Source organism: Parafannyhessea umbonata, from assembly GCF_012844235.1.
Classification (GTDB): domain Bacteria; phylum Actinomycetota; class Coriobacteriia; order Coriobacteriales; family Atopobiaceae; genus Parafannyhessea.
In genome coordinates, this window is the sequence record NZ_JABAGR010000010.1 from 22,486 (window position 1) to 44,721 (window position 22,236).

At 64.1% G+C, this 22,236-nt stretch carries 16 protein-coding genes; all 16 read left to right on the forward strand.

Annotation, left to right across the window (positions count from 1 at the left end):
- The first annotated feature begins 32 nt into the window (after positions 1-32).
- Entirely contained in the window at positions 33-5,195 is a 5,163-nt protein-coding gene (locus HF885_RS09245) for an immunoglobulin-like domain-containing protein (protein WP_170104645.1), read from the forward strand.
- Positions 5,195-6,436 (forward strand): DUF4430 domain-containing protein, encoded by a 1,242-nt coding sequence (locus HF885_RS09250; protein ID WP_170104646.1) that lies wholly within the window; start codon positions 5,195-5,197, stop codon positions 6,434-6,436. The genes HF885_RS09245 and HF885_RS09250 overlap by 1 nt, the downstream gene beginning before the upstream one ends.
- Position 6,437: 1 nt before the next feature.
- Entirely contained in the window at positions 6,438-7,409 is a 972-nt protein-coding gene (locus HF885_RS09255; RefSeq protein WP_206109888.1) for an energy-coupling factor transporter transmembrane component T, read from the forward strand.
- Positions 7,406-8,983, forward strand: coding sequence for an ATP-binding cassette domain-containing protein (locus tag HF885_RS09260; protein WP_170104648.1), 1,578 nt, complete (start codon positions 7,406-7,408; stop codon positions 8,981-8,983). Before HF885_RS09255 ends, HF885_RS09260 begins: the two co-directional genes overlap by 4 nt.
- 35 nt (positions 8,984-9,018) lie before the next feature.
- On the forward strand, positions 9,019-9,693 hold the full coding sequence (locus tag HF885_RS09265; protein ID WP_328804370.1) for an ECF transporter S component: 675 nt from the start codon (positions 9,019-9,021) through the stop codon (positions 9,691-9,693).
- Between the two features lie 94 nt (positions 9,694-9,787).
- Complete coding sequence (locus HF885_RS09270) at positions 9,788-10,777, forward strand: SGNH/GDSL hydrolase family protein (protein ID WP_328804371.1); 990 nt, start codon at positions 9,788-9,790, stop codon at positions 10,775-10,777.
- Positions 10,778-11,104: 327 nt separating this feature from the next.
- Positions 11,105-13,561: an RICIN domain-containing protein gene (locus HF885_RS09275; protein ID WP_170104651.1), complete on the forward strand. Its 2,457-nt coding sequence runs from the start codon at positions 11,105-11,107 to the stop codon at positions 13,559-13,561.
- 132 nt (positions 13,562-13,693) lie between these two features.
- Entirely contained in the window at positions 13,694-14,491 is a 798-nt protein-coding gene (locus HF885_RS09280; protein ID WP_090861396.1) for a YebC/PmpR family DNA-binding transcriptional regulator, read from the forward strand.
- Positions 14,492-14,594: 103 nt separating this feature from the next.
- Positions 14,595-15,638 carry a J domain-containing protein gene (locus HF885_RS09285; protein ID WP_235927393.1) on the forward strand — a complete coding sequence of 348 codons (1,044 nt, stop codon included), beginning with the start codon at positions 14,595-14,597 and terminating at the stop codon, positions 15,636-15,638.
- Positions 15,639-15,640: 2 nt separating this feature from the next.
- The gene (locus tag HF885_RS09290; protein WP_170104652.1) at positions 15,641-17,041 is read left to right on the forward strand and encodes a hypothetical protein; all 1,401 of its coding nucleotides are present in this window, start codon (positions 15,641-15,643) and stop codon (positions 17,039-17,041) included.
- An 81-nt stretch (positions 17,042-17,122) separates the two neighbouring features.
- The gene (gene rfbA / locus HF885_RS09295) at positions 17,123-18,025 is read left to right on the forward strand and encodes a glucose-1-phosphate thymidylyltransferase RfbA (RefSeq protein WP_170104653.1); all 903 of its coding nucleotides are present in this window, start codon (positions 17,123-17,125) and stop codon (positions 18,023-18,025) included.
- 2 nt (positions 18,026-18,027) lie between these two features.
- Positions 18,028-18,945, forward strand: a complete 918-nt coding sequence (gene rfbD / locus HF885_RS09300) for a dTDP-4-dehydrorhamnose reductase (RefSeq protein ID WP_170104654.1) — start codon at positions 18,028-18,030, stop codon at positions 18,943-18,945.
- Complete coding sequence (locus tag HF885_RS09305) at positions 18,938-20,095, forward strand: glycosyltransferase (RefSeq protein ID WP_170104655.1); 1,158 nt, start codon at positions 18,938-18,940, stop codon at positions 20,093-20,095. The genes rfbD and HF885_RS09305 overlap by 8 nt, the downstream gene beginning before the upstream one ends.
- Before the next feature lie 19 nt (positions 20,096-20,114).
- Positions 20,115-20,534 carry a GtrA family protein gene (locus HF885_RS09310; RefSeq protein ID WP_170104656.1) on the forward strand — a complete coding sequence of 140 codons (420 nt, stop codon included), beginning with the start codon at positions 20,115-20,117 and terminating at the stop codon, positions 20,532-20,534.
- A 24-nt stretch (positions 20,535-20,558) separates the two neighbouring features.
- A complete protein-coding gene (gene rfbC, locus HF885_RS09315) occupies positions 20,559-21,140 on the forward strand; it encodes a dTDP-4-dehydrorhamnose 3,5-epimerase (RefSeq protein WP_170104684.1) in 582 nt (193 codons plus the stop codon).
- Between the two features lie 19 nt (positions 21,141-21,159).
- On the forward strand, positions 21,160-22,233 hold the full coding sequence (gene rfbB / locus HF885_RS09320) for a dTDP-glucose 4,6-dehydratase (RefSeq protein ID WP_170104657.1): 1,074 nt from the start codon (positions 21,160-21,162) through the stop codon (positions 22,231-22,233).
- Positions 22,234-22,236 lie beyond the last annotated feature (3 nt).

The following is a 22,236-nucleotide window of genomic DNA, read 5'->3' on the forward strand; positions in this document are numbered from 1 at the left end:
CTCACAGTTTCCCATGGGAAGGAGAGGGCAGGATGCGTTTTCCCAGCAAAAAGGGCATTGCCGCGCGTGCGGCAACTGCGGCGCTCGGCTTCATGCTCGTCCTGAGTCAGGTGCCCACGGCGGCGCTCGCAGAGGCGGCGGGCACCGCGGATACGCAGGCAGCGGCCGGGCAGCCAGCCGAGGCCACGACGGGTGCCTCCGACGCGCCGGTCGAGTCGACCAAGGCTTCCACCTCGGAGGAGGCACCGGCACCGCCCGCGGGCGCGCAGTCGCACGCGACGGCGACTGGTTCGTCTGCGTCCTCTGCGGCGACGCCGTCCGCGTCCAAGCCGACTTCCACGACCCCGTCCGCGCCTGCCCCCGCGACCAGCGCCGCGTCCACGTCAGACGCTCCCGTGGCCGCGCCGACCGCGACGGTCGCCGCGGTGGTGCCGGACGTCGCGCGCATCACGAGCGCCAGCGGGTCGCAGGTCCGCTACGACACCGTCGTCGCCCCGGGGACCACGCTCACGGCAAACGCCTACACCACGGAGGAGGACGACTGGGGCGACGAGGACGAGACCCCCATCGCCGCCTCCGCATATGCGGACTACTCGTATCAGTGGTACCGCGGCACTGCCGTGTCGTACGGTACCAAGTTTGATTCCTATGCACCCATCGCGGGTGCCACGTCGCGCAGCTACGTCGTGACGGATGCGGACGCAGACGCGTTCCTGGCGTGCAAGCTGACCTTCACGCGCGCGGACGGAACGCGCGGCGAGCTCTGGAGCGACAGCTCCACCGGCAAGGTGGCGGACGGCCGCGCCACGCTCGACGGCGCCAAGGTCACCGGCACCGCAAAGGAGGGGCAGACGCTCTCCGCCTCCGCGTACGTCGCGAGCGACTGGGGCGGCACGCAGCCGGCGGACTCGTCCGCACCCATCGCGTGGCAGTGGCAGCAGGCAGATGCAAGCGATGGGGCGTTCGCGGACATCGCCGGCGCAACGGAGCCAACGCTCACCCTCACGGACGCGCTCGTCGGCAGGTTCCTGCGCGTGAGCGCCACGTCGCGCAACAACGTCACGTCCTCCGCCGTCGGCCCCGTCGTCGCGCGCGGCACGCAGCAGGATGAGGAGCTGCTGGCCCAGGCCGTGCAGGCGCTTGCGTCCGACGGCTTCAGCGGGTACGCCCCGTCGCCCGTCTACGGCACGGACACCAACGTGAACGACATGGTTCGCGCCCGCCTCGCCATGCTGGGCGAGAAGTACGCGGACGTTCGGGTCGCCACCCAGTCCGTCGAGACCACGGCCACGCCCGACCCCAGCCAGCGTGGCGGCATCTCCTGCGACGTGGCAGACAACGGGAAGGTCACGTTCTTCTCGCTCAGTCCCGCGAAGAAGGCGGTGTCGACGGCGACGTCGGTGCTGCGCCAGGTGAGGCCCACGTTCAGGCTCACGTACGGCACGGCGACCGCATGGTACACGCCCGCGAAGTTCGTGCAGCTCGATTGGGATGCGGAGGCCATGTCCGCAGAGCTCGACGCCGCGGCGGACTCCCTTGCGCCCGCGTACGCGGACGGCGATGCCGCAGACTCCGTCACGCAGGAGTTCGCCCTGCCAAACAAGCTGGGCGCCGGCGTGAGCGTGAGCTGGAAGACGTCGGACGAATCCGCGCTCGCGCTTTCCGGCTACTCCTGGGACGAGCAGACAACTGCGACCCCCAACGTCACGTCAGCGGACCAGCGCGTCACGCTCACGGCGACGGTGAGCTTCTCTGGCTCGGACGCGCCGCGCGCAAGCGTCACGCGCAGCTTCGAGGTCACCGTCAAGGGAGACCCCGGCCTCGTGCAGCGCCAGCTCGCGGAGGCGCAGCAGAAGCTGGACGACAACTTCACCTACAAGAACCTGGGCTACGTATCCTCGGCGGACGGCGACCTCGACCCCGCCGCCGTCACGGGCGACATCCAGCTGCCCACCACTAGGACGCTGGGCACCAGGCGGCTCGACTTCGACGTTACGGTCAGCTACTCGTCTTCCAACCAGACGCTGCAGATAAACGGATACCGTGCGAACGTGCTGCGTCCCGTCGAGGGCGCAAGCGACGCTACCGTGGAACTCACGTGCAAGATCGCGCTCAAGGACGACCCGACCAAGTACGTGACGAAGTCCCTCTCGCTCGCCGTGAAGCCGCTGGCATCCGGCGACGTCGACGCGGAGCTCGCGCTTTTGCACCGCGTGCGCGACCAGTTTGGCGCGCGCCTGCTCGACGGGCAGGACGCGGGTGCCGTCACGCGGAACCTCAGGCCGTTCATGGAGGCCTACCAGGACGCCTCGGGCACGCTGGGCTGGGCGGAAAGCGTCACGGACGCGGATGCCGCGCACGGCATCGTCGCGGCGGAGCTTCCGGGGTACGACTCCATGGGCTCCAGCGACCAGGGTCGCACGTTCGCCTCGAGCGAGCCTACCGTCGTCAGCAACCAGACGCTGCGCGTGACGCGCCCGCAGTACAACACGCGCGTGCAGATAACCGCAAACCTCGCGAGCGAGAAGTACGGGGCGTACTACGCGCGCTACAAGGACGACGCGGGAGTCTCTGCGGAGCTGAAGACGAAGCTTTCGGAGCTCGCCGGCACGCAGGTAACCGCAAGCATCACCGTGAGCGGCACCACGGGGAAGGACGCGCCGTACGTGCAGGCAACCGCAACCGTGATCGGCGTGGACGCGTTTGGCAAGACGGAGACGTGGGCCACGTCCACGCAGAGGCTGGACTCTGGCTCCACGGCGTGGGACCTCACGCGCAAGACGCTTGCCGCGCGCGGCATCACCTACGTTGCGCAGGATACCGACTATGGCACGTACCTGCAGACCGTCACGTCGCCCACCACGGGCGCGGCGCTTGGCTACGATGCCGGCACCGGGCGCTACTGGCAGCTGTTCGTGAACGGCAAGCCGTCTGACGCCATGGCAGACGCCGTAAAGGTTTCCGACGGCGACAGCGTGGTGTGGTACTACTCCGCATACGGCGACCAGCTTCCCGCAAGCGACGCCGCAAACGTCACGGCCTCCGTCAAGGTGGTTGGCCCCAACGCCTTTGGCGAGGGCACGAGCTGGGTGGGCCAGAGCGAGGCGAGCGTGCCTGCGGGCACCACGGCCGTGCAGCTCACGAAGGCGGTGCTTGAGCGCAACGGCATGACTTGCGACGACATGGTCGGGACCATCAGCGCGGCCACGGGCGTGCTTCCCAACGGGAAGGCGTCCCTGGGATACGCGCAGGACGCGGCCGGCAACTGGAGCTGGTGGCAGTTCTACGTAAACGGCAAGCTCGCCAGCGACTACGCCGCCCAGTACGTGGTACAGCCAGGTGACAGGATCGAGTGGTTCTTTGGCAGCTACGGAGAAGAGCCTCCCACGCAGGACGTGACCGTCACGCCGGACGCGCCGCGTCCCGACTTCGCGGCGGAGTGGGGCGCGTACAAGGGGGCGGACGGCACGGGCACGTCCACGGCCGACACCCCCACGAGCGGCTCCTCGCTTGCATGGGCCTGCGACCTGGGCACGGCCGGCCAGACGTTCATGAGCGACCCCATCCTCGTGAACGGCCAGGTGTACATCGCCGTTCGCAACAAGCTGCAGGTGCGCGACGCCAAGACCGGCAAGATCGTGCAGCAGGCGGACCTCGCGGACCGCGTCGAGTCCACGTGCCGCATCGCGTACGCAAACGGCGTCGTGGTGGTGCCGCTGCGCGGCGGCCGCGTGCAGGCGCTCACGGCAGACAAGCTCAAGACCGTGTGGCTGACGGACGCGCTGCCCGCGCTAGGCGGTGCGACGCAGCAGCCAATATCGACCCCGCTGGTGCGTGACGGCTACGTCTACCTGGGAACCTCTGCCGCCGGCTTCGACGGATCGTCACTTGGCGGCACGCTTCTGGCCCTCAACCTCAAGGACGGCTCCGTCCGCTGGCAGCAACAGAAGACCGGCTCCGGCTACTACTGGGCAGGTGCCGCGCAGACGGTCGCGGGCATACTGGTGGCAGACGACGGCGGAAACCTGACGCTGCACGACGCGTCCACGGGCAAGGCAACTGCGACCTTCTCGCTTGGCGCGCCCTCCCGCGCGGGAATCGTCGCGGCCGAGGGCGGCACCGTCGCGTACGCGGTCACGACGGACGGCGTGCTGCACCGCATCGCCATCGCGGCGGACGGCTCGCTCAGCCAGACGGGCACCGCGAAGTTCGACAACGCGAGCACGTCCACGCCCACGCTCTCCAACGGCAAGATCTACGTGGGCGGCGCGGACCGTCGCGTCGCCGGCACGGGCAGCATCAGCGTGATCGACGCGCAGACGCTCAAGGTGGAGTGCCACGCCACCACCACGTCCGCCGCGAAGGACAACGCCATCCCCGGCGACGTGAAGAGCGCGCCGCTTGTGGTGACGAGGCCGGACGGCACGTACGTGTACTTCACGAGCAACGGACGGCCGGGCGGCGTCTTCATGTACAAGGTGGGGCAGAGCCACGTGACCCTGCTGTACGTGCCCGACCAGGCGCAGTGGCAGTACAACATGGCGAGCGTCGTGGCGGCGGCCGACGGCAGTCTGTACTTCGTGAACGACTCCGGCTACCTGTTCAAGCTTGCCGGCGCGGGCGCGACGGACGCGCTCCCCAGCCAGGAGATCCCGGGGCAGTCCGGCGCGACGGACCCCGGCAAGGACTCCGGTAAAGACAGCGGCAAGAATTCTGGCAAGAACGAAGGCTCGCGGGGCGAGAAGGACAAGGGCACTGGGTCCGCGCACGCCGCGGGTACCGGCAACGCCGCCGCGAGTGGTAGGGGTGGCAACGGCAGCGCCGCCACGAAGTCGGGCTCGGCAAAGCCTGGCTCGACGAAGGTCGTGCGTGGCGTGGCGTCGCTCGCGGGCGCGAAGGAGTCTGGTACCGCCGCGACGTCCGGACCGCTGGCGCTTCTGGACGGCGTCGCGTCCGACGTGCTTGGCATACAGGTGCAAGACGGCGCGTCCGAAGGCGCCTCCGAGGGGACGGCGTCCACGGTTGACGTAGCGGCAGATGCCTCGGCAAAGGCAACTGCAAGCAAGGCGGCTGCGGCCGCATCGCGCGGACGCAGCCTGCCCATCTGGCCGGTCATTGGCATGGCGCTGGGCGCCGTGGTCCTGATCATGGCGCTGCGGCGCAGGGGCAAGCGCGACGAACGGGAGAAGAAGTAATGGCAGACAAGCAGGAAAACCTCGACTTCAAGTCCGCGAGCACCGCCTCTGGCGCCGGTGCGCAGGCAGCTGGCGGCGGCGCCGCGACAAATGGTGGCGGTGCTGGCCGTGGCGGCATGCGCGCCGCCCGCGTAGCCGCCGCGGTGCTGGCCGTGGCGCTTATCGCGTTCTGTGCATGGTCGATGAGCGAGTACGTGCAGGGGAGGGACCCCCTCGCGTTTGCGACGGGCTCCACGCTCCGGGCGGACGCCCCGGCACGGAGCAAGGCAACCGCAAGCGCGGCGAGTGCGAAGAAGTCCTCCGGCGCCGCCACAAAGACGGCTGCCATCGACGAGGCCGCCGTGAAGTCCGAGCTCAAGCGGCTGCGCCTTGGCAAGGAGGACCTTGCCGTCACGGGCGACGTGCGCGTGGTCGTGACGGAGCACGACATCTGGGTGGAGCACGCCCAGGACCAGAAGGCCGAAAGCCTCGTGCAAGACGCGGCACGCCGCACGCTCGCGCTCGCAAGGTGGGTCGCGGGTCGCAAGGCAGACGCGACCGTCACGTGGATAGAGGAGGACGCGTCGGGAGTCGTGCGCATGAGCGTGGCCCTGCCCTCCGCGTCCGCGGCCAAGGTCAAGGGCGCTGACGTTGCGCACATCCTTTCCGCTGCAAGCGGATATGCCATAGACTCCCAGGTGTATGCGCGGCTGGGAAAGCAGTCCTTCTCGGCCGAGGGCGGAAAGGCGCCCACGTTGCTAAGCGGTAGCACGCTTGCGGTTGGTACGGCGGCAACGACGGGCGCACATGACGGCTCGAGTGCGGACGGATCAGCAAACGGCTCTTCAAGCGGCGAAAATGCAAAGGCCTCGACCGGATCTGACCGGGCGGCGGGTGGCGCCTCGGGCGAGAAGGGCGCGGCGTCCGGATCTGCGGCCACATCCGGCTCCGGCTCTGGCTCCGGCGGCAAGGGCACGGCTGCCATGACGGTTTCCGTATCGATAAACGGGGCCGGTTATAGGGTGAGCCTGCGCTCGGGCGCCACGGCGTACGACGCGCTTCTGGCCACGGGCGCCTCCGTGGAGAGCGGCGCGTACGCCGGCGGCGGCACGTGGGTGACCGCGATCAACGGCCTGGGGCAGGACGCGTCGCACGGGTGGACGTATTCCGTGAACGGCTCGATGCCCGGCATGATGAGCGACCTGTATGCCGTGCACGACGGCGACTCCGTCGTGTGGAGCTACGTCACGTCGGGGCAGTAGCGTGGGGCGAGCGCAAGACAAGTGCAAGAGGCGTGCCGTCGCACGTGACGCCGAAGTGAGTCCCGCGGGCTCGCACCGCGCGGACGTGGCGTTTGGGCAGAGCCATCCCGTGGTGGCGGCTGTGTACTTCGCGGCCGTCATCGGCATCGGAACGCTCGTGACGCAGCCCGTGTTCGTGGCCATCTCCGTCGCGGGGGCGCTGCTGTTTGGCACGTGCCTGCAGGGCGCGCTTTCCACGGCGCGGCGCCTGCGCTGGCAGCTGCCCATGGTTGCGCTTGTCTGCCTGGCGAACCCGCTCTTCTCGCACTCCGGCGCCACGGTGGTGGCTACGCTTGGTCCCGTGACGGTGCGCCTAGAGGCGCTTGCCTATGGCCTATGCATGGGAGGCTCGCTTGTATCCATGCTGCAGTGGGTGTTGGACGCGGCGTGCGTGCTGACGGAGGACCGCCTGCTCGAGCTTTCCGGAAGCTGCCTCCCCGTGGTGAGCACCATGGTGTCCATGGCAATCCAGCTGGTACCGCAGCTGCGACGCCGCTACGGCGTCGTGAGCTCCACGCGGTCGGCGTGCACCTGCGCCCAGGCGCCTGCTGTGGAAGGTCCGGCTGTCGCGCCTGGCAAAGGCGCGAGCCGCATGGGCTACGTGAATGCCTCGACCGTGCTTATGGCATGGGCGATGGAGGATTCCGTGGAGCGGGCCGATGCCATGCGCGCCCGCGGCTGGGAGGTGGGCGGCCCGCGCACGCGCTACCGGCTACAGACACTGCGCGCGCGTGACGTCGTGCTGGCCACTGCCGTGGGGTCTCTTGCACTTGCCTGCGCGCTGCTTGCGTGGGTGGCGCAGTCGCAGTGGAGTTTCTATCCCAACATGCCGGCGCTCGTGCCGTGGTGGGGCTATGTGCCGTATATGGCGCTGTCGTTGGGGCCTGCGGTCGTGACCGCGGTCAGGCGCATTCGCGAGGGGAGCCTGCGATGAGGGTCAAGACGTGCGGGGGAGAAGGGCCGCGGCAAAGGGCCGTGGCACGTGCGGAGGGCCAGGCCGCCGGGCCCGCGGCGGCGCAGCCGGCGCTCGACCACGCCTCGCAGCCGGCGCTCGAGCTTGAGGACGCGTCCTTCTCGTATGCCGTGCCCGCGGGGGAGCTCGCGGGGCCAGAAGTGGTGTCGCACGCGAGCGCGCGCGTGCCGGCCGGCGCGTTTGCGCTGCTGGTGGGTGGCACGGGATCCGGCAAGACCACGCTGCTCAAGCTGTTCAAGCCAGAGATCCGGCCGCAGGGCGCGCTTTCGGGCGCCGTGCGCGTGCTTGGGCGCGACGCGGCCGCGATGTCCCCGCGCGAGTCCGCGGAGAGCGTGGGCTACGTGTTCCAGAGCCCGGACAGCCAAATCGTGTGCGACAGCGTGTGGCACGAGCTGGCCTTCGGCCTTGAGAACCTGGGCGTCCCGCAGGACCAGATGCGCCGCCGCGTGGCCGAGACCTGCTACTTCTTTGGGATGGAGCCGTGGTTCCACCGGCGCTGCGCGGACCTTTCCGGCGGGCAGCGGCAGCTGCTGGCGCTGGCGTCAGCGCTTGCGATGCGCCCGTCCGTGCTGCTGCTGGACGAGCCCACCTCCATGCTCGACCCCGTGGCCGAGAAGAGCTTCCTTTCGCTGCTGCGCCGCGTAAACCGCGAGCTAGGCTGCACCGTGGTGGTGGCGACCCACGCGCCGCGCGCCATGGTGGACTTCGCGAGCATGGCCTTTTGCATGGAGGGCGGCCGTCCGCGGCAGGTGCCGCTGGACTCCCTGCGAGAAGAGCCGGCGCTCATTGCCGCGGGCGGGCCCGCGGGCGCGGCGTCGGCCGCCGTCCCGGGCCCCGCGCCGCGCGCGTTCGCCGCGGTGCCGTCTGCCCCCGTCGTGAGCGCGCGTGACGCGTGGGTGCGCTACGGGCGCTACGGGCGCGACGGCGCGTGGGTGCTGCGCGGTGCGGACCTGCAGATGTCCGCAGGCGAGGTGCGCGCCGTCGTCGGCGGCAACGGTTCTGGCAAGTCAACGCTGCTCATGGCGGTCGCGGGCATGCTGACACCTCAGCGTGGGCGCGTCGCAAACGCGCTTTCCGGCTCGCAGGCGCTTCTGCCGCAACAGCCAAAGGCGCTGCTGTCGCGCCCGAGCGTGGAGGAGGAGCTAATGGAGTGGGCGCCCACGGCCGGCTACGACCGCGGGCGGATGCTCGCGGTCGCGACGTCGTTTGGCCTGGAAGGCGCCCTCGCGCGGCACCCGTACGACCTCTCCGGCGGCCAGCAGCAGCTGCTGGCGCTCGCGAAGCTCCTGCTCACGCGGCCGCGGCTGCTGCTTCTGGACGAGCCCACCAAGGGGCTGGACCACGCGGCGCGCTCGCTTGTGGCCGCGCACGTGAGGCGGGCGGCCGCGGGCGGCGCGACGGTGCTTCTGTCCACGCACGACGTGGCGTTCGCGCGTGCCGTGGCAGACAGCTGCTCGCTTCTGTTTGACGGGCAGGTGGCGCTTACGCAGCCGGCGGGGCAGTTCTTTCGCGAGTCCTGGGTGTGGCGCGCATGAGCGGGCGGCAACCACGCCGGGGTCGGCGTGCGCGCGTGCTGCGCGCACTGGAACCCGTGGCGCTCATCGCGGTTCCGGCCGTGGCCGGACTTTGCGCTTACCTGCAGCTTTCTGCCACCGGAGGCCTCGTTCTTCTCGTCACGCTGCTCAGCCTCGCGCTTTTCTTCGCAAGCTTCGAGGCGTCGCGCCCGGCGCTCAGGCAGATCCTGCCCACGGCGACCCTGGGCGCCGTCGCGGCGGCCGGGCGCATCGTGTTCGCGCCGCTGCCGGACGTCAAGCCGGTATCTGCGATCGCAATCGTGGCGGGGGCGACCCTGGGGCGGCGCAGCGGGTTCTTGGTGGGCGCCATCGCGGCGCTCGCGTCCAACTTCTTCTTTGGGCAGGGCGCGTGGACGCCCATGCAGATGTACGCGTGGGGGCTCGCGGGCTACCTGGCGGGTGTTCTGGCAGACGCGGGCGCGCTTCGCCGCGGCTGGGCGCTGTACGCGTACGGCGCCGCGTCCGGCCTGCTGTACGGCCTGCTGCTCAACGGTTGGTACGTGCTGGGATACGTGCGGCCCATCACGTGGCAGACCGTGTTTGCGGCGTTTGCGCTCGCCCTTCCCCTGGACGTGACGCACTCCGTCGCCACGGTCGGCTTCCTTGCGGCCATCTGGCTGCCGTGGCGCCGCGCCATCAGGCGCGTCGTCGCAAAGTATGGCCTGCGCTAGCGGCGCGCGGGCGCACCTTGCATCGCATGCGCAGCGTAGCGCCGTGGTACTGCTAGAATCTTCTGCAGGCTCATACGGGAAGAGGGTGGCAGACGTGGCCAAGCACACGGGCGAGAAGCGCGCGGCATCCAAGGCGCAATCGACGTTGCGGGCGAGGGGGTCGCACGGCGGGGCGGCCTACGGGCAGCGGCCCGTGGCGCGCACGCTCGTCACGCTGCTCGTGGCGGCCGCCGCGTGCGTCGTCATCGTGGCGCTGGGCGAGCTCGGCATCCTGCACTACCCAGAGAAGCCCAACCCCGCTCCCGCAAAGTCGGCTGCGACCGCCTCGGCTGCCAAGGATTCCTCTGGCAGGAAGGCGCAGGACTCAGGCACCTCCGCCGCGGACGCGGACGCGTCCGACTCCTCGTCTTCCGCAAAGGAGTCCTCGCCCGTGGTGAGCACCAAGCTCGCGGACATGTTCGCCAAGGGCGAGGTCAAGTCCATTCGCGTCCTGGGCGACAGCATCACGGCGGGCCTGGGCTGCGACGGCTACGACGCTCCCTCGGATACGGGCACCGTTGTGTATTCCGGCCCCCAGGGCAGCTACCAAGAGAGCGCCACCACCGTCTCAACCTGGGCAAACGACTTCAGGGCGTACGCGGCGCAGCGTGGCGTCACCAACTTCGTGAACGCGGGCGTCTCCGGCTTCAAGATGCAGTACCTGGCGGAGGACCCCGCCGCGTGGCTCGGCGACGGCGCGGACGTGATCGTGGTCATGCTCGGCACCAACGACGCGGCGCGTCGCACGTCAGACGAGTTCTGCGCGGACGCGGAGATCGGCCTCAAGGCTGCGGCAGCCAAGTGCAAGCTGCTTATCGTGGTGTCCCCTCCGCAGAACCGCCGCACGGACGCCACGAACAACTTCGACATGCAACGCGCGGACCAGGTCCTCGCGTCGCTCTGCAAGATGAAGGGCTACGTGCACGTAAGCTTCCTCGACACGCTCCAGCTCGATTCAGAGGACTTCAACGCCGACGAGCTCCACCCCACGACGGCGGGCTCCCACAAGCTGTGGCAGGCGTTCAGAGAGCAGCTGGCACTGTAACGCGTACTATGGGTTATGGGTGGTCTGTGTTCGGTCCGAAAAGTCAGCTGTTCGGACCTACGCTCTTCTCGTCCTGTAAATAACTACGTGGTTTGTGGTCCCAAAGATTACTTAAAGCCAATTCCAAAGTGCCAGGGTGTTATTCGGATATTGGGTGGCTATACCTTCCGCCGCCACTGCGAACACTGATTGGACCCTTGCATGAGACCCTCCGCTTTCTTTAGAGGCGCTGCCGCATCGCTGATAGTCTCAGCCGCGCTGTCGACGCCCGTTGCAGCATTTGCCCTGGAACCTGCCAGTTCGACCGACCAGACCGCCGCTCCCGCTTTGAATACGTCAGTAGCAGACGCAAGCGAGCAGGCGACGCTGGAGACAGTCGCACAGCCCGCGCAGACACCCGCTACGGATGGTGCGACGACGCAGAAAAGTACCAATGCGATCGAGATAGACCAGACGTCAACTGCCGCTGCGAGCACGCAGGTCACGACGGACTCGTCCCAGCAGACGACGATCACCCAGGACGATTCGTCGAAGTCGCATGGAGTTACCGAACCTTCCGAGGGGGAGTCCCTGGACGGCAAGTCCTACGTGATTCAAAACGACAACAACGGCACTCGTGGTGTCATGGACGTGAGCTGTGGCTCCAAGAGCAACGAGGCGAACGTCCAGCTGTACGAGTCGAATGGTACCGCGGCCCAGCGCTGGCGCTTCAGGAGCAACGGGGACGGTTCCTATGCCATCTTGAACCAGGGCAGCGGCAAGGCGCTTGACGTTGCATACGGCAGCTATAAGAACGGCGGCAACGTCTGGCAGTATGACGCGAACGGATCCGATGCGCAGCGGTGGATTGTCAAGTGGATTGACCACTCGAAGGGACTTGCGAATATCTTGCTTGCGGCGCATCCGGAGCTTGCGCTCGACGCGTATGCTGGCTCGACGGCAAATGGCACGAACCTACAGGTATGGGCAGCCAACGGCTCGGCCGCCCAGATCTGGCGCCTTCGCGACATCATCGAAGCGGAGGTCGACGCGATTCAGTGTGCTGCGCGCCTCGACGTCGTCGAGAGCCTTGATGGTAGCGACTTCAAGATCGTGAGTAAGGCCGATGGCAAGTCGCTTGCCGTGAGCGGCGGCAGCAAGTCTGTGGGCGCCGGTCTCGTTTTCGAGTCGGGTAGCGGCTCTGCGAGCCAGGCGTACCGACTGACGCGCGAAGGTGGCTACTGGCGCATCCGAAACGTCCGTTCTGGCCTCTCCGTCGCGGTCGTGAATGGCGACATCGTTCCAGGCGCGGCTATCCGTCAGGAGGCAAGCACCGCCGATGACTCACAGCTGTGGACCCTGTATCGCAGTAACGGCAGCTACGGTTTCGTCAACAAGAAGACCGGACTCGTATTCTCCAACGTGTCGGACCTGTTTTCCGGCATCACGATGGGCTCCGCGGGCGAGAAGGACGAGCTCTTCTCGCTTGAGAGCTGGGCGCCAAGCGTGGAAGAAGGCACGTATAGGATTACGAGCCAGCTTGGCAACGGGCAGAACCTAGATGTGAGCGGCGGATCAACCCACGATGGCGCCAACGTTCAGGACTATGCCTGGAACGGGTCCATGGCGCAGAAGTGGTACGTCAGGAACACGGGCAACGGGTATGCCATCACCAATCTGGGCTCGGGCCTGCGTCTCTCGGTCAGCGGCAACAACGTGGTGCAGCAGGGGCACGACCACGTGTGGGGTCTCGCGTATGTCTTGGGCCATGGTCTGTCGCTCGTGGACCAGGGAAGCGGCAAGGCCCTGGACGTCTACGGCGCCAACAGATCATCCGGCGCGAACGTGCAGGTGTATGCCCCTAACGGCACGGATGCCCAGGTGTGGAACTTCGCTGCGGTGAGCCCACTCGATGATGGCTGGTACACCATTAGGACCGCTATGGGCAGCGGACGGGCCCTCGATGTCGCGGGTGCTTCCGCCTGCGACGGTGCCAACGTCAGACTCTGGGATTCCAACGGCTTTGACGCGCAGCGCTGGTACATCTTTGGCGTTGGCAACGGCTACTACGCGTTCGTCAACGGAGCGAGCAACAAGGTGCTCGACGTTCAGGGTGGTGGCGGCTCCGGGGCGAACGTCCAACAATACACGGGCAACGGCACCAACGCACAGCGCTGGCGCTTCACGCTCAAGGACGGCGCCTTCACCTTCGTTAACGCCAACGGCAAGGTGCTGGACGTGTACGGCGGGTCCGATGCCAACGGCGCCAACGTGCAGATTTGGGATTCCAATGGCACCAGCGCCCAGCGCTGGCTGCTTTCCAACGCGAGCGTGTCGAACAAGATGAGCAGGCTCGTCAGGTTCGAGAACAACATGCTCGCCGTGGCGAACAACAACAGGCACGGCTACGACCAAGCGTATCGCTGGGGTGAACGTGGGGATTACGACTGCTCGTCCCTCGTAATCTCGTGCCTGAGGTGGGCGGGATTCTCCACTGGCGGCGCAACCACCACCTTCGACCTGAGGAGGAACCTCCAGGCCAGGGGCTGGCAGTGGATCACCAACATCAATCCCTGGGAGGCGCAGCCTGGAGACATCATGCTGAGCGAGTTGCATCACGTGGCAGCGATGGTGACGCATTCGAGTATGGTCGAGGCTCGTGGCAACGAGTTCAACGGCGCCGTGGGTGGCCGTCCTGGCGACCAGACTGGTTGGGAGATTTGCGTCAGCCCGTGGAGGCGCCAGCGCGGACTTCACACGAGCCAGAGTTGGGATGGTATCCTCCGCTTCACGGGTTGGTGCTAGGGTAACGGACAATGCGCCCGCGCATTTGCAGCCTTTGCGAACGTGGCGGCCGGCAGGCGGCGCGTCCCTTGCCCGCGTGGGCGCTATCGAGTATCATCTTTGTGTTTTTGCCAATACCAGAAGGAGTTGTGTATGTCCGGACACTCTAAGTGGGCTACCACTAAGCACAAGAAGGCCGCGATCGACGCGAAGCGTTCCGCGCTCTTCTCCAAGCACTCGCGTAACATCACCGTTGCTGCTCGTACCGGTGGCGACCCCAACCCGGACAACAACGCCTCCCTCGCAGCGGCCGTCGCCCGCGCCCGCATGGTCTCCATGCCGAACGCCAAGATCAAGGCCGCGATCGACAAGGCCTTTGGCTCCGGCGCCGACGCCGCGGTCTACAAGGAGGTCACGTACGAGGGCTACGGTCCCGCCGGCACCGCCTTCTACGTCGAGTGCCTGACGGACAACCTCAACCGCACCGCGGCCGACGTGCGCTCTGCGTTCACGCACGCGGGCGGCAACCTGGGCACCGCGGGCTCCGTCTCGTTCCAGTTCACCCGCAAGGGCTCCATCGCCGTGGAGAAGGTCATCGTCTCTGACGAGAAGAAGGTCGCCGACAAGGAGAACGCCGTCGACGAGGACGAGTTCATGATGGCCGTTGCCGAGGCCGGCGGCGAGGACTACGAGGACGCGGGCGACCAGTGGATCGTCTACACCGCGTACGACAAGATGCAGGACGTCCAGAAGGCGCTCGAGGCCCAGGGCATCGAGTGCAAGGGCTCCGAGCTCACGATGGTGCCGAACACCCCGACCAAGCTCGAGCTCGCTGACGCCAAGAAGGTGCAGCGCCTGATCGACCGCCTGGAGGAGCTGGACGACGTGCAGAACGTCTACACCACCATGGAGGTCTCCGACGAGGTCGCGGCTCAGCTCGACGAGGACTAGCACCAAAAGCCAACAGTGTTGCGCGCGCGGCGGCCCCCGGGTCGCCGCGTTTTGTGAAGGGGGAAGTCCGCGTCGTCGGACGCGCCCCGGCCAGGGAGGCAGCTTGAGGAAGCAGGACATGACGCAGGCACAGGCCGAGAAGATCCTCGACCTGCCGGAGCGCTACACGAAGTCCGACCTGAGGAAGCGCTTCATGAAGCTCGCCCAGCGCTACCACCCGGACAACGCCGCGACGAACGGCATCAGCCCCGAGGTGGCGCAGCGCAAGATGACGCAGGTGAACAAGGCGTACGGCCTGCTGAAGACCCTCTTCGAGGACGATGCCGCCGCGACGGTCCAGCGCGACCTCGTGGGCGGCGACCCCGGCCGCTACGGCGTGGGCGTGCACTTTGACCCCATGGGCCAGCACGCGCGCCAGACGGCCGTGGACGACTCGCTGTTTTGGGACGAGCACGGCAACCCCAGGAGCGCGGTGGCCGAGAAGGCCGCAAACGACGCGGTCGACGCGGCGCCGGGGACGCATCGCCTGCGCCGTTTCCTACTTGGGCCCGTCTTCCTGCGGGTGGTCTGCGTGGCTGCGCTCGCCCTTGTGTGGTGGAACGTGTTCCCGTGGGCGGGGGGCCGTGCGGCGGGATTCGACGCGGCGCGCCTCCAGACGCTTGCGGACTGGGTGCCGCTCCTGTGCGCGGCGGTGTATCCCACGTACTTCCTGGCGTACGAGTCGCTGACCGGGCACGTGTCCGGCGTCGTGCGCGAGGCCATAAACGGGGCGGTGTCGCTTGCGACGGGCGTGCACGTGGAGGTCCGCAAGAGCGGCACGTACACCTCGGAGCTCACGAGCCTCATCCAGAAGCAGTGGTACGGCCCGCTCATCCTGCCGCTTGCGGCGTGGGTGGCGTCCCTTGGCCTGGCACAGGGCTCCGGCTGGCCGCGCTACGTCCTTCTCGCGCTGGGCGCGCTCATGGCGCTCGACGCCCTGCTCTCGACGTTTGGCATGGGCCTTGCGGACAGCGTCGCGCGCCATGTGGGCGACGCCGCGGAGAAGTGGTACGTGCAGGCGCGCATGGACATGCTGAAGCGCTGCGGCCAGTGGGGGAGCCCCGCCGGCGCGCGTCACTCTGGTGCGGGGAACGTAAGGTGGGAATAGAAATGGAAAGGCCATTGGCAAGCAAATCGTTAGGCCGTACCCACCTTGCTCTTGCGGGAAAGACGGTGACGCGCCTTGCCTGCGCTTATCTGGTCTGCGTGACGCTGTTCAGCCTGCTGGCTGTTGGCGTCGCCTCGATTCCGCGTTCTGCAATCTGCCTCCATGTGCAGCAGTCCATTTCTGAGCTCTCCTTGGAAGGCCAGTACCACAGGCTATTGCCCGAAGACGATGCCTGGCAGCTCGACAACTACACAACTGCGATCATGCTCAATCAGGCGTACCACTCTGCGGAGAACCCCGTGCTTTCCGCCGCCTATAACTTTCAATGGCATGGTCCGGGCAATGGCGACGACCAGATATCCGCCTTGGAAAGTGGCATGAAAAGGCCTCGGGGCAGCCTGTCAGCCGACGGCTGGATAGCCTATGGGCGCTATTGGCACGGGTATCTCTCCGTGTTGAAACCGCTTCTTATCGCATTTGACCTTTCTCAGATACGGGTGGTTTTCCTACTTGCCTTTGTCGCGCTTTTAGGCTGGTCGACGGTTCTGCTCTCAAGATCGGAGGGCACAGTGACTGCGGTCATTTACCTAAGCGCCTTCTTCGCGGTCCACTTCATAGTTGCTGCGTTCTCCCCCTCACTATTTTTCTCTTTTTGTATCGGAATCGCTGCTACGGTTTTTGTGCAGCTGCATCACGACGGTCGCTGGAGTTTTCTGAATAGCGGCGAAGGAGTCGTCTCCTGGCTCGTGTTCTATTTTGTGATTGGAGGCGTGACCGTATTCTTCGACTTTCTCGACACTCCTATTGTTGCGTTGGGTCTTCCCTTGGGAATGCAGGTGTTCCTTGCGCGGGATAGAATCGGTCGTGACCAAGTGACGAAATCGATCTTTTTCGTGCTTGCCGCCTCTTTGTCATGGGCCATTGGATATGGCGGGCTCATGCTTACAAAATGGATTCTCTCATCCTTGGTAACCGGCTTCGACTTCATGCGAGACGGATTCTCAAGTGTCGTATATAGATCGGGCGGAACGTCTGGTGCTCTCAAGATTGCGCGGACGGCGGCCCTAAGAAAGAACGTGGGACTGCTTGTCCATCGCTGGCAAGTGAAAATGCTCGTACCGCCTTTTGTTGTCGCGCTCGTATGGCTGGCCAAGACTGGCCGATGGAGGCGCCTTGGTTCGGCTCACTGGTGGTATCTGATCCCCTTGGCTCTTGTGGGCGCTCTTCCATTCGGATGGTATTTGGTTGCCGACAACCACTCTTTCGTGCACGCATTTATCACGTACCGTGATCTGGTGGTGTTGCTGGTTGTTGCTGCACTGTCCATTGGGCCAGTAATCGACCGTGCACGAAGAATGTGTCTGCGGCAGCCGGAAGGTAATGGAGCGTCCGCTAAGCTGTAGCATCGATGGATTCCCCATTGTTGGTCTATTATCTTTACGTTCATGGCCTTTCTCGAAGTCGACGCTTAGGAGGACCGACAGGTGAAGGGAATCATCCTGGCGGGTGGCAGCGGAACGAGGCTGTACCCCCTTACTACCGTTACGAGCAAGCAACTCCTACCGGTGTATGACAAACCGATGATCTACTATCCGCTTTCGACTCTTATGCTGTCTGGCATCAGGGACATTCTGATCATCAGCACTCCTCAGGACCTCCCCAACTTTAAGCGCTTGCTTGGTGACGGATCAGATTTTGGTGTGTCGCTCTCGTACGAGAAGCAGCCTGTTCCCAATGGGTTGGCGCAGGCGTTCGTCATCGGGCGCGACTTCGTAGGGTCAGATGCCTGTGCGCTCATTCTTGGTGACAACATCTTCTATGGCAACGGGCTATCGCGCCACCTGCGTAAGGCTGTCGCTGCGGCGAAGAGTGGAAAAGCTACGGTGTTCGGCTATCGCGTCGATGATCCTGAGCGCTTTGGTGTCGTAGAGTTCGACAAGGACTACAACGCCGTGTCGATTGAGGAGAAGCCTATACATCCAAAGAGCAACTACGCGGTTACGGGGCTGTATTTTTATGATTCTCGTGTTTGCGACTTTGCATTGCGGGTGACTCCCTCCTCTAGAGGCGAGTATGAGATCACGGACCTGAACAAGATGTACCTGGAGGCCGGTGACCTCAACGTGGTGACTCTCGGGCGTGGGTATGCCTGGCTCGATACCGGCACCATGGAATCGCTTGCCGAGGCCTCCCAGTTTGTGAGGACGGTTGAGCAGGCTCAGGACCTGCCCGTTTCCGTACCCGAGGAGATAGCTTACGAAAACGGTTGGATTCCACGCGAGCGTCTGCTCGCATGCGCGGAGCGCTATGGTAAGAGCGACTATGGCAAGCACCTCAAGATGGTTGCGCAGGGTGGCATCGCTCCGAGCGGAAGGTACGAGGAGTAGACATGCACGTTTTAATAACGGGCGCGCATGGGCAACTGGGTAGCGAAATTCAGCGCTGCGTGGAACGTGGACGCTCGGAGATCGGGCCAATCTCCGATGCGTGGAAAGTGGCGCTCATCGATTACGCTGGCTCTGCGGATCTCGACGTCTCGAGCATCCGCTCCGTCGATTCTTGGTTCGAGAGCCATGATCCCTATGACGTCGTCATCAACTGTGCGGCGATGACGAACGTCGACGGATGCGAGAAGGACTTTTCCCGCGCCTTCGCAACGAACGCCTTGGGCCCGATGAACCTTGCGATCGCGACTGAGCGACAGGGCGCGAAGCTCGTTCACGTCTCGACGGACTATGTGTTCTCGGGGGAGGAATCCGGTGCGCGTCTTGAGTCGGACGTGCCTTGTCCAATCTCTGCCTATGGACGCTCTAAGCTCGCAGGGGAGGGCCTGGCAACCTCCCGTAATCCCAGGACGTTTGTGGTCCGAACGGCATGGCTCTATGGTCTCGAAGGCAAGAATTTCGTAAAGACGATGCTTCGCTTGGCGCAGGCGCACTCTAGGGTTACGGTAGTGGACGACCAGGTGGGAAACCCCACTTCGGCAAGCGATTTGGCCCACGAGCTCCTTGCGCTATCGCTGACGGACGCCTTTGGCACCTTTCACGCCACGTGTGAGGGGACTTGCTCATGGGCGGACTTTGCACAGGCGATATTCGAAGAGTTCGGGATCGAATGTACTGTCGAGCGCTGCAGCTCGGCCGAGTACTTGGCTGCACATCCCGAAAGCGCTGAGCGCCCGCGATTCTCTGCCCTTGATAGCAGTAGCCTGTATGCCGTAGTGCCCGAACGGATGAGAACTTGGCGTACAGCGCTTTTCTCGTACCGCGATAGCTATAAGTCTCACTTTGGAGGAAACCATGCGTAAGGATGCAGAGTCGCTCGTATCCGTAATCGTTCCCATATACAACACCGAGAAGTTCCTGCCGCAGTGCTTGGACAGTATTTGCGGCCAGACATACAAGAACTTGGAAATCATACTGATTGACGACGGGTGTACCGACGGGTCTCCGCAGATCATCGATAGCTATGCGGCCATAGACTCCCGAATTAAGCCGATTCACAAGAAGAACGGCGGATACGGTGCTGGGTGCAATCGCGGAATCGAAGAAGCTACCGGACGTTGGATCTCAATAATCGAGCCGGACGACTACATCGACTCGACCATGTATGAGGAGCTGCTCAAGTTCGCGGCTTCCTTTGACGAGGAGATAGACATCGTTAAGGCCGCATGGACCGACCTAAGGGATTGGGATGACCCTGATACCATGAGGTCGTTTCCGGCAGCTATAACGAAGAGAATTCCTACCTCGAAGCGTCCATTTACCCTTGAGGAAGACCCAAGGCTCATTTCGACGCATCCCTCTATCTGGTCTGCGATATATCGTCGCGGATTCCTGAACGAGAAGGGCATACGTTTTATCGAGTATCTCGGGGCTGGCTGGGCAGACAACCCATTCCTTATAGAGACGATGTGCCAGGCGGACGCGATTCTGTATCTCAACAAGTGCTTCTATAACTACCGCACCGACCTCCCGGGAAGCACGTACGACCATAAGGCGGATGATGCGATCACCCGACCGTTCGACCGGTGGCACACGATGCTTGACATTATCGAGCGTCTTGGAGTGAAGGATGAAGGCATTCTCGCAGCCCACTACGTGCGTGGCTTTGACTATGCACGTGGCGCGATTATCGACGATGGCGAGGATAACCCTCTTGTAAAAGAGAACGTCAAGAAGATGTTCTTGCGTATGAAGCCCGAAATCGTTGACAAGATGTGCGAGCTTCCGACGAACAGGCGGAAGTATTACTACGATGTCACGGGTCGGCAGATGCCTCAAAATTCGCGACTGGCAAGGGCTGCCTATCTGGCGGGTCAAGTGGATTACGAGTTTAAGAGCTTTGGTCCGCTAGGGGTCATGGGCATGTCTTACGCCCATGTTATGAGCGCCATGCACATAATGATGCACGGCGACTTCCAACGCGATAAGCACGTAGGCAAGGCCAACAGGTAATAGAGCGAGAGGATTATCCTTGAGACAGCTTCTGGCCCAGTTTATGAAGTTTGGTGTGGTTGGGGTCATCGCCTTCGTTATTGACTTCGGCCTCATGGTTCTTTTACATGAGACGATTGGAATGGACCCGGTCTTAGCGGCAGCGATATCGTTTAGCGTTAGTACCGTCTTTAACTACCTTGCGAGCATGCGCTTTGTGTTTACCCACCGCGAGGACCTTAGCAAGACGCGCGAATTCACGATTTTCGTAATCCTGAGCGTAATAGGCCTAGCCATCAACGAGGTTTGTATGGTGGCCGGACAGGTTGCGTTCGAGGGCGTTGGGGTCGACTATGCACATGGGCCCTACTATATGTTTGTAAAGGTCGTCGCAACCGCGGTGGTGATGTTTTGGAACTTCTTCAGTAGGAAGAAGTGGCTGGATGCCGGCGACAGATAGGAAATCATGGGAGACGGACGGGAAATGCGAAAGAGCGTCACGTATGGAAACTTCACTTTCATAGAGAGTGACATCAAGGATGTCGTCATCGTCGACTGCAAGGTGTATGGAGACGATCGCGGTGGCTTCATGGAGACGTACAAGCGCTCCGACTTTGTAAAGGGTGGCATCACTGCAGATTTCGTGCAGGACAATCAGTCGATGAGCAAGCGTGGCGTTCTCCGCGGCCTTCATTTTCAAATCGCACACCCGCAGGCGAAGCTCGTACGCGTTGTCGAGGGCAGCGTCTACGACGTCTGCGTTGACCTTCGAGCGGGCAGTCCGACTTTCGGGAAGTGGGAAGGGGTCGAACTCTCTGGAGAGAACCATCGCCAGCTCTTCATTCCCAGAGGATTCGCGCACGGCTTCTACGTCATGAGCGAGACGGCTGTGTTCTGCTATAAGTGCGATGACGTGTACCACCCCAACGACGAGGGCGGCATTACCTGGAACGATAAGGACCTTGCGGTGGCGTGGCCGCTGGGAGTGGGTACAGAGCCAATCCTTTCTCAGAAGGACCAGATGCACCCAACGTTCGCAGAGTGGAAGAAGTCCATCAACATCTAGGAAACGGTAGGTTTGCCACATGGCCAAGACGTATCTTGTCACAGGAGGCGCTGGATTCATCGGCTCCAACTTCGTGCTCTACATGCTTCGTAAGTACGACGACATCAAGATCGTGAACGTCGATCTTCTCACCTATGCGGGCAACCTCGAGAACCTCGCCTCCATCGAGGGCGACGAGAGGCATGTGTTCGTGCAGGCAGACATCAGGGATGTGCAGGCGGTTTCCGCTCTGTTCGAGAAGTACGATATCGACTACGTGGTGAACTTCGCCGCGGAAAGCCATGTCGACCGCTCTATCGTGGACCCTGGTGCCTTCGCCTCGACCAACGTGATGGGCACCGTCAACATGCTCAACTGTACCAGGGCTGCTTGGGAGCGCGAGGATGGGTCGTACCCCGAGGGAAAGAAGTACCTCCAGGTCTCGACCGATGAGGTGTATGGGTCGCTCTCCATCGACGAGCCCGACACCTTCTTCCGCGAGGACACACCCATCAGCCCACACTCGCCGTACTCCGCCTCCAAGGCGAGTGCCGACCTCTTTGTGAAGGCTTATGGCGACACGTACGGCATGCCGGTCAACATCACCCGTTGCTCGAACAACTACGGGCCGTTCCAGTTCCCCGAGAAGCTCATTCCGCTCATGATCAACAACGCTGAGGCCCACAGGGAGCTTCCCGTATACGGCGATGGCCTCAACGTGCGTGACTGGCTGTATGTCGAGGACCACTGCAAGGCGATAGACCTCGTGCTCTCCAAGGGGCGCCTAGGCGAGGTGTACAACGTGGGCGGTCACAACGAGAGGCCCAACATCTTCATCGTGAAGAAGATTATCGAGGAGACCGCTCGGGCTACGGGCGACAAGGCCATCACAGAGGACCTCATAAAGTACGTGCAGGACCGCAAGGGTCACGATCGCCGCTACGGCATCGCGCCGGACAAGATTAAGGCAGAGCTCGGCTGGGAGCCCGAGACACGCTTCGAGGACGGCATCGTGAAGACAATCGACTGGTATCTCGCCCACAAGGAGTGGATGGAGCACGTGACGAGCGGTGCATACCTTGAGTACTACCGCAAGATGTACGGAGAGAGGTAGCGA

Bases quoted from the DNA above. Each gene is read 5' to 3' on its own strand.
- rfbC (WP_170104684.1), top strand. From the start codon at position 20,559: ATGCGAAAGAGCGTCACGTATGGAAACTTCACTTTCATAGAGAGTGAC.
- HF885_RS09290 (WP_170104652.1), top strand. From the start codon at position 15,641: ATGGAAAGGCCATTGGCAAGCAAATCGTTAGGCCGTACCCACCTTGCT.
- HF885_RS09260 (WP_170104648.1), top strand. From the start codon at position 7,406: ATGAGGGTCAAGACGTGCGGGGGAGAAGGGCCGCGGCAAAGGGCCGTG.
- HF885_RS09245 (WP_170104645.1), top strand. From the start codon at position 33: ATGCGTTTTCCCAGCAAAAAGGGCATTGCCGCGCGTGCGGCAACTGCG.
- rfbD (WP_170104654.1), top strand. From the start codon at position 18,028: ATGCACGTTTTAATAACGGGCGCGCATGGGCAACTGGGTAGCGAAATT.
- HF885_RS09305 (WP_170104655.1), top strand. From the start codon at position 18,938: ATGCGTAAGGATGCAGAGTCGCTCGTATCCGTAATCGTTCCCATATAC.
- HF885_RS09280 (WP_090861396.1), top strand. From the start codon at position 13,694: ATGTCCGGACACTCTAAGTGGGCTACCACTAAGCACAAGAAGGCCGCG.
- rfbB (WP_170104657.1), top strand. From the start codon at position 21,160: ATGGCCAAGACGTATCTTGTCACAGGAGGCGCTGGATTCATCGGCTCC.
- HF885_RS09250 (WP_170104646.1), top strand. From the start codon at position 5,195: ATGGCAGACAAGCAGGAAAACCTCGACTTCAAGTCCGCGAGCACCGCC.